Below are 8,308 nucleotides of genomic sequence, written 5' to 3'. Positions count from 1 at the left end.
TTTAGCGACTAATCAGATCGCACAAACTGGACTGAGTTCCCTTCCTCCGGTGATCTACTATTCGGAACAGCTATTTATGTCCATTCCCCGTCAGCCTAACCTGCGCCCGCTGCTGGTCCAATGCACCCTGATGAGCGGACTCAGCCGCTTTGAACGCTATGTGGAAGTGGTGCTGCGTGACCCCGAGCACGCCTTCAATCCTGACATCGAAGCGCTGGCCAGCCTCTATCCCCTCACCATTGGCGAGAAGGAGCTGCTGGTGCTGATGAGCAAGGGTTACAGCAGCAACGACATCGCGGAGCTGCGCGGTGTCAAGGTGGAAACCGTGCGCTCCACCCTGAAAGGGGTGTTCAAGAAGACCGGCTGCCACAGCCAGAACGAGCTCTTGCTCTTGCTGCAATCCATCTCCTGATCCACGCGGACTATGCTTGGAGTGAGCTGGACATAGTGCCCGGCTCTTGCCTCCCCTCGGGAGGCTCGTTGGGGGAAAGCGTCATGGAATCACTCAAGGCAAAGGACTACATGCAGACCAAGCCCATCATCTTCAGCGCAGAGATGATGGTACAGGCGGCGGTGGAAAAATTTCTCAACAGTCATCAGTTGGGCGGCCCCGTAGTGGACAGCCAGGGACATCTGATTGGCTGGGTCTCCGAGCAGGATTGCATTGCCGTCATGTTGAAAGAGGCCTACCACTGTGAACAGGTGGCCCAGGTCAGGGATGTGATGCGCAAGGAGGTGCTGGCAGTCGGCCCCGACACCAGCATCCTGGATCTGGCGGAGATGATGATGGGTCAAAAGCCCAAGATCTATCCTGTGGTGGAGGAGGGGCGCCTGCTCGGGGTCATCAACCGCCACAATGTGATGCAGGCCATCCACGCCCAGCTTGGCACCTGTTTCGTGCATCAGGCCAGAGTCTGAATGGTGTTGTCTGGTTGTTTTCAAAGAGCAGGCTCCGGCCTGCTCTTTTCATCCGTGACGGTCATGACGCCTCCGGCTTGATGTGCTGGCGCGGCGCTTTAAGGCTTGCACCGCCCAGCCTCGCTCTTTAGGATCTCCCCCAGCTATCGATATGGCCCTTGATGGGCACTCTTTTAAGGAATTCGTACCTTGTCTCTCTCTATCGAGGCGCTGCGCCGCCGTCTTACCGCCTGCATGAATCTCGACGCCCGCCGTCTCTCCAGTCGACTGCACGGGGTCAAGAAGCTGCCGGAAGCCAAGCAGGCTGCCGTGCTCGAAACCATCGCCGCTGACCTGGATGTGGCACAGACGCGCTATCAGTCCCGTCTGGCGGGCGTGCCTAAGGTCACCTATCCGGACAATCTGCCAGTCAGCCAGAAGCAAGGGGAGATCGCCAAAGCCATTGAAGAGCATCAAGTGGTGATCATCGCCGGCGAAACCGGTTCGGGCAAAACCACCCAGATCCCCAAGATCTGTCTGGCGCTCGGGCGTGGGGTCAAGGGCTTCATCGGCCACACCCAGCCGCGCCGTCTGGCGGCCCGTACCGTCGCGGCCCGTATTGCCGAGGAGATGGAGTCCGAGCTTGGCCACTACGTGGGTTACAAGGTGCGCTTTACCGATCAGGTGAGTGAGCAGACCCACATCAAGCTGATGACCGACGGTATCCTGCTGGCCGAGATCCAGAACGACCGGATGCTGACCCAGTACGACACCATCATCATCGATGAGGCCCACGAGCGCAGCCTCAACATCGACTTCATCCTGGGCTATCTCAAACAGCTGCTGCCAAAGCGCCCCGATCTCAAGGTGATCATCACCTCGGCCACCATTGACCCCCAGCGTTTCTCTCGTCATTTCAACAAGGCGCCGGTGATCGAGGTCTCCGGTCGCACCTATCCGGTGGAGGTGCGTTACCGCCCACTGTTTGTTGATAAAAAAAGCAATGACAAGAGCGAAGGGCTGGAGGAGCGCGACGAGCTGCAGGGGATCTTTGATGCGGTGGAAGAGCTGGCCCGCGAGGGGCTCGGGGACATCCTCATCTTCATGAACGGCGAGCGGGAGATCCGCGATACCGCCGATGCCCTGCGCAAGCTCAACCTGCGCGATACCGAGGTGCTGCCGCTCTACGCCCGCCTCTCCAACGCCGAGCAGAACAAGGTGTTCCAGCCACACGCCGGACGGCGCATCGTACTGGCCACCAACGTGGCGGAGACCTCGCTGACGGTGCCGGGCATTCGTTACGTCATCGATCCGGGTACGGCCCGCATCAGTCGCTACTCCTGGCGCACCAAGGTGCAGCGCCTGCCCATCGAGCCGGTCTCCCAGGCCAGCGCCAACCAGCGTAAAGGGCGTTGCGGTCGGGTGGCGGATGGTATCTGTATCCGCCTCTACTCAGAGGAGGATTTCAATAGCCGTCCGGCCTTTACCGACCCCGAGATCCTGCGCACCAACCTGGCCTCCGTCATCCTGCAGATGCTGGCGCTCGGCCTTGGTAATATGGAGGCTTTCCCGTTCGTCGAGCCGCCGGAGTCGCGCCATATCAAGGACGGTCTGACCCTCTTGAAAGAGCTGGAGGCGGTGCGCGAGCTGCCCGCCACGGGCGATCGCGAAGCCAAGCTGCAGCTGACCGAGACCGGTCGCCAGCTCTCGCGTATCCCCCTTGATCCGCGTCTGGCGAAGATGGTGATCAGTGCGGCGCAGACCGGTTGCCTGAGCGAGGTGATGGTGATCACCGCCGCCCTCAGCATTCAGGATCCCCGCGAGCGGCCCATGGAGAAAAAGCAGGCCGCCGACGAGCAGCACAGACGTTTTGAAGACAAGGATTCCGACTTCCTCGCTTTTGTTAACCTCTGGAACTATCTTAAAGAGCAGCAGGATGCTCTTGGCAGCAACCCGTTTCGCCGCATGTGCCAGAAGGAGTTTCTCTCCTATCTGCGGGTACGCGAGTGGCAGGACATTCACTTCCAGCTGCGTCAGACGGTCAAGGAGCTGGGCTTCAAGGCCAACCAAGAACCGGCAGACTTCAAGACGGTGCACTGCGCGCTGCTTACCGGTCTTTTGAGCCATATCGGCAACAAGGATCTGGAAAAGCCCGAGTTTCTCGGGGCCCGCAACGGCCGCTTCCACCTCTTCCCGGCCTCCGGTCTGTTCAAAAAGCCGCCCAAGTGGGTGATGGCCGCCGAGCTGGTGGAGACCTCGCGCCTCTACGCCCGCATCAACGCCAAGATTGAACCGGAGTGGGTGGAGCCGCTGGCAGGTCACCTCATCAAGCTGCACCACAGCGACCCTCACTGGTCGAAGAAAAACGGTGCCGTGATGGCCAAGGAGAAGGTGACCCTCTATGGTCTGACTCTGGTCAACGAGCGCACCATCAACTTCAGCCGCATCGATCCGGCGCTGTGCCGCGAGCTGTTTATCCGCCGCGCCCTGGTGGAGGGGGATTTCGAGACCCGCCACCGTTTCTTCAGCGATAACCGCAAGCTCCTGGCCGAGGTAGAGGCGCTGGAGCACAAATCCCGTCGGCGCGATATTCTGGTGGATGATGAGGACTTGTTCCGCTTCTACGATGCCCGTTTGCCGGAAGATGTGATTTCCGCCCGCCACTTCGACAAGTGGTGGAAGGAGGCGCAAAAGCAGGATCCCGAGCTGCTCAACTTCGAGAAAGAGATGTTGATGAAGGGGGATGCGGCCCACATCAGCGATCTCGACTACCCCAACTTCTGGCAGCAGGGGCGCCTCAAGCTCAAGCTGACCTATCAGTTCGAGCCGGGGGAGGCGGCGGATGGCGTGACCCTGCATATCCCGCTGCCGCTCCTGAATCAGGTGGAGGTGAAGGGGTTCGAGTGGCTGATCCCCGGGCTGCGTCACGAGTTGTTGGTGGCCCTCATCAAGTCGATGCCCAAGCCGATGCGCAAGAACTTCGTGCCGGCCCCCAATTATGCCGATGCGTTGCTCGCCAGTATCAACCCCGAGCAGGGGCCGCTGTTGGACGAGATGGAGCGTCAGCTGCGCCGCATGACCGGCGTGACCGTGCCCCGTGAATCCTGGGATTGGGCTGCGGTGCCCGATCACCTGAAACTCACCTTCCGTGTGGTGGACGACAAGCACAAGAAGGTGGCGGAAGGCAAGGATCTGGAGGCATTGAAAGAGTCGCTGCGCGGCAAGGTGCAGGAGACTCTGTCACAAGTGGCGGACGATGATATCGAGCAGTCTGGCCTCACCCTGTGGAGCTTTGGCGAACTGCCGCAAGAGTACAGTCAGAAGCGCGGTGGGTTCGAGGTGAAGGCCTATCCGGCGTTGGTAGACGAGAAAGATTCGGTCGCCATCCAGCTGGTGGAGAGCCCTGTGGTGCAGCAGCAGCTGATGTGGGCAGGCCAACGCCGGCTGGTGCTGCTCAACGTGCCATCTCCCATCAAGTATCTGCAGGAGAAGTTGCCCAACAAGGCCAAGATCGGGCTCTATTTCAACCCGTTTGGCAAGGTGGCCGAGCTGATTGACGACTGCATCGCCTGCGGCTGCGACAAGCTGATTGAGCAGCACGGCGGCATGGCTTGGGACGAGGCCGGTTTCGAGGCGCTCAAGGAGTATGTCCGCGCCGAGCTCAACGATGCGGTGGTGGAGGTGGCCAAACAGGTGGAAGCCGTGCTGACCCTCTCCCATGAGATCAAGAAACGGCTCAAGGGCAAGATGCAGCTCGACACCGCCTTTGCCATGTCGGACATCCAGCAGCAGTTGGGTAACCTCATTCACAAGGGCTTTGTCACCGAGACCGGCTGGCAGCGGCTGCCTGACTTGCTGCGCTACCTGCGGGCCATCGAGCGGCGGCTCGAGAAGCTCGCCATCGATCCCAACCGGGATCGGGTCTACATGCTCAAGGTGCACAGCGTGGAGTCGGAGTACAAGGCACTGCTCGCCAAGATCCCCAAATCCCAGCTGATCCCGGCCGAGGTGGCCAATATCCGCTGGATGATCGAGGAGCTGCGAGTTTCCTTCTTCGCCCAGCAACTGGGGACGCCATACCCTATCTCGGATAAACGGGTGCAGAGCGCCATTGCCCAGTGCTAAGCTGCTATCTATCTGTTTTCTGAGCCATAGTGTGAAAGCAACGAGACGCCAAAGGGAAGGGAGGCCGTCATATGCTGGGGATCTGGTTGGGGGTGGCACTGGTCAACATCAGCGGGTATCAACCCATTGCGGAACAAACCTGGGTGCAGCTCAACCCGGAGTTCTATCCGGTGCAGCGCCCCGTGCCGCCCATTTTTGCGGCCTGGCGGGGCAATCAGTTTCCCCCACTTGAACAGAGAAAGAAGAATGGCCGCTGGCAGATCCTCTTTCCTGCCCGGCTGGTGCCCCCCTTCGATCTGTTCGAAGGGGAGGCCCAGCTCTCCAAGGCTTACCTGGCCAGGCTGAAGCGCATCGATGAGATGGCCTATGGAATGGCTCCCCACCAATCAGTACTGCAAGCCGCCTCCTCGGCCCCCTCGTTCGAAGTCCCGGGCGCTGTCGCCTTTGTCGCCGAGTTCTCCCTGCCCCGGGAGAGGAAGATGCGGATGCCTCTGGGGGAGCCCTTGCTCGCACGGCTTGGGGGGCTGGTCCCCACACAGGCCTTGGCAAGACAGGGAGATGCACAGCCCATGGCCACCGCAGATTCTGCCCCTGAGCAGGCGACCCTGATTCTTTCCGCCACGGCGGCAGGGGAGGCATCGCGGGTTTGTCATCAGGTGGCGCCGGGAGAAACCCTGTGGCGCATTGCAAGCCAGCTTCAGTCAAAGGAGGCCGGCGGCTCGGATACTTACAGTTATCTGCTGGCGCTGGTGCAGGAAAATCGTGACAGGATGGCCAAAGGGATCCAGGTACAGGCCGGGCAGCGCCTCTATTGCCCGAAAGCGCAGACTCTGGCGCAATTCGATTCCCTGAGCCCGGCCCAGCGACAGCAGCAGTTTGCCCGTCTGGAGCAGGGGCGCTAGGGGATGGCGAGAGGCGTGGTGGAGTGCCTCTTGGCCAAAGAGGAGTGACGCGGGTTCTTTCCTTGTATCCCCTCCGGGCCCGTGCTAGTATTCGCGCTCGTTTTGCGAGGTGCTGACCGGTCGCAGTCAACACCATACATTCATCTTAAAAGAGATAATCACTATGTCTTTCGTATTCCAAGCTGAAGTCCGTTCTGACCTGGGGAAAGGTGCGAGCCGCCGCCTGCGTCATGCTGACCTGGTTCCTGCCATCGTTTACGGTGCAGGCAAAGAAGCCGTGTCCGTTACCCTGGACCACAAGAAGCTGATCCTGGCCCAAGAGAAGCCGGAGTTCTACTCCTCCGAGCTGACCCTGGTCATCAACGGTGAAGAAGTCAAAGTGAACGTGAAGGCTATCCAGCGTCACCCGGTTCGCTACAAGCTGGTTCACCTGGATTTCGTTCGCGTCTAATCGACAACGAACTTTCCTGTGAAGAGGCCACCCAATCGGGTGCAATGCTGTTCACTTAAGAGAATTTGAGTTCCAGTCCACGTAGTATCAGGACAAAAAAGCGAGGGAGGCATGATGCCTCCCTCTTTCTATTGCAAGCCCCGCTGGATAAAGGCTGGAGGAAGATCGACTGGACACAGCCTTGCCCCCTCAACTCAAATCCAATTTATGAATAATCAGTCAAAAAAGTGCTTATCTGAACAGCATTGCACCCAATCGGGTGGCCTCTTTGTTTTTACAGCAATATCCTGCTGTTTTCACCTATTCTGCTGCTTGTCCTGGCAGGTAGCTATCTGCTGGGCAATGCACTGATCGAGCGCGAGCTCTATCGCGTTCGCAGTGATGAGAGCACCTTCCTGGCGCTTGCCAGCGGCCGCCTTGACGGCGAGCTGGCGGTGCCGCTGCGCCATGTGCGCAGCATGTCGGAAGAACCCATCCTGCTCGAAGCGGCGGCTCGCAATGACCGTGACACCCTGGCCGTCCAGTTCACCATCCTGCTGAACCGCAATCCCGACTATGCCCAGGTGCGTTGGCTTGCCCCGGATGGCATGGAGCGGGTGCGCATCGATCGCCAGGGCCAGCATCTGTGGCGTGTGACGGACGACCAGTTGCAGAACAAGGGGGAGCGTTACTACTTTCGCGATGCCATGGCGCTGCCCTGGGAGCGGGTCTACGTCTCGCCGCTCGATCTCAACGTTGAACACGGGGTGATCGATCGCCCCTTCAACCCCATCTTAAATGCGAAAGGGGACTCCCTCCGACGTAGGTGGGAGGGGAATTTCGCCGGGGCGTCAGCCCCGCTGGTTTTGAATGTATTGCTTGATCACCTCCAACGGTGCTCCGCCGCAAGAGCCCGCAAAGTAAGAGCGTGACCAGAGTACGGGTTTGCTGTAAGCACCCCTCAAGTCCAGAAATTCATTACGCAGTCGCCTTGATGTGACCGCCTTTAACGAGTTCACCAGCACCGATAGCTGCACTGTTGGGCCGTACTCTATCAGCATGTGAACATGATCAGCCTCTCCGTCACACTCTTTCAGTTCCGCACCAAAATCTCTGCAAACCTCTGCCGCACACTGACCGAATGAAGCGTGATGCAGATCCCCCAATATCGGCTTTCGATACTTGGTGATAAACACCAAATGTACGTGCAAAACGTAGGTCGCATGGCGTGATTTATTAATTTTAGTGAATTGCATTCTGTCACTCAATCGGGCTTAATAGATATGGCAATAATGCTACACACTGAGCGATAAATGCAAATTCTGAAAGCCTACAAGTTCCGACTCGAACCGACCGCCCAACAAGCGCAACGCCTGCGCCAGTTGGGCGGTTGTGCTCGTTATGTCTGGAATCACGGGCTGGCAGAGACAAAGCGCATTCTGGATGCTGGCGAAAAACTACCTTCTGCCTTTGAGCTGAACCGGATGCTCACCAGTTGGAAGAAAGACCCAGAAATGGCCTTTCTGACCGAGGCATATACCGACAACCTCCAGCAGAAACTCAAAGACTTGCACGGCGCGTGGATGCGCTGCTTTGATAAAAAACTCGCCGCCAAGGCTCCCGTTTTCAAGAAGAAAAGCGACAACCGCGACTCAATCCGCTTCGTCAACTTTGACAAGTATTGCCGCCTTGAAAAAGGTCGCGTGAAGCTTCCTGCCGGGCTGGCGTGGGTCAAGTTTCGCCAGTCCCAGCCAGTTGAAGGGAAAATTAAAAACGCGACCGTCAGCCAAGCAGCCGGGCACTGGTATATCTCCTTTCAGGTCGAGCAGGAGACGCTTGAGCCAATTCACCCCTCCGGCTCAATGGTCGGGCTAGATGCAGGGTGAGAGCGTGAACATTTTGTTAAATTTCACCCAGTTTTTTGAGACCCGCATTGAGTACCGTTTCCAGATAT

The 8,308-nt window shown here is 58.6% G+C and carries 6 protein-coding genes and 2 pseudogenes; 7 read left to right on the top strand and 1 reads right to left on the bottom strand.

Going from position 1 to position 8,308, the window contains the following annotated elements; translation table 11 throughout:
- Positions 1 to 73 precede the first annotated feature (73 nt).
- The 6 genes and pseudogenes from PG892_RS20395 to PG892_RS20370 all read left to right on the top strand — a co-directional run.
- A pseudogene (locus PG892_RS20395) lies at positions 74 to 412 on the top strand (helix-turn-helix transcriptional regulator); the annotation flags it as partial.
- Between the two features lie 83 nt (positions 413 to 495).
- Positions 496 to 918, top strand: a complete 423-nt coding sequence (locus PG892_RS20390) for a CBS domain-containing protein (RefSeq protein WP_043152696.1) — start codon at positions 496 to 498, stop codon at positions 916 to 918.
- 189 nt (positions 919 to 1,107) lie between these two features.
- Positions 1,108 to 5,022, top strand: a complete 3,915-nt coding sequence (gene hrpA, locus PG892_RS20385) for an ATP-dependent RNA helicase HrpA (RefSeq protein WP_270825784.1) — start codon at positions 1,108 to 1,110, stop codon at positions 5,020 to 5,022.
- Between the two features lie 71 nt (positions 5,023 to 5,093).
- Positions 5,094 to 5,924 carry a LysM peptidoglycan-binding domain-containing protein gene (locus PG892_RS20380; protein ID WP_052815105.1) on the top strand — a complete coding sequence of 277 codons (831 nt, stop codon included), beginning with the start codon at positions 5,094 to 5,096 and terminating at the stop codon, positions 5,922 to 5,924.
- Positions 5,925 to 6,087: 163 nt separating this feature from the next.
- Positions 6,088 to 6,375: a 50S ribosomal protein L25 gene (gene rplY, locus PG892_RS20375; protein WP_010674717.1), complete on the top strand. Its 288-nt coding sequence runs from the start codon at positions 6,088 to 6,090 to the stop codon at positions 6,373 to 6,375.
- 284 nt (positions 6,376 to 6,659) lie between these two features.
- Positions 6,660 to 7,151, top strand: a pseudogene (locus PG892_RS20370) (sensor histidine kinase); the annotation flags it as partial.
- 54 nt (positions 7,152 to 7,205) lie between these two features.
- On the opposite strand, the gene tnpA reads toward PG892_RS20370, so the two are convergent.
- Positions 7,206 to 7,610: an IS200/IS605 family transposase gene (tnpA, locus tag PG892_RS20365; protein ID WP_103261846.1), complete on the bottom strand. Its 405-nt coding sequence runs from the start codon at positions 7,608 to 7,610 to the stop codon at positions 7,206 to 7,208.
- Between the two features lie 57 nt (positions 7,611 to 7,667).
- Here tnpA and PG892_RS20360 point away from each other — a divergent pair, with 57 nt between their 5' ends.
- A complete protein-coding gene (locus PG892_RS20360) occupies positions 7,668 to 8,240 on the top strand; it encodes an RNA-guided endonuclease InsQ/TnpB family protein (RefSeq protein ID WP_270825780.1) in 573 nt (190 codons plus the stop codon).
- Positions 8,241 to 8,308: the final 68 nt, after the last annotated feature.

The organism is Aeromonas sp. QDB68, from assembly GCF_027707405.1.
In the GTDB taxonomy this organism is placed as follows: Bacteria; Pseudomonadota; Gammaproteobacteria; order Enterobacterales; family Aeromonadaceae; genus Aeromonas; species Aeromonas caviae.
Note: the sequence above shows the minus strand (reverse complement) of the source record. Positions and strands in the feature narration are given on the sequence as shown.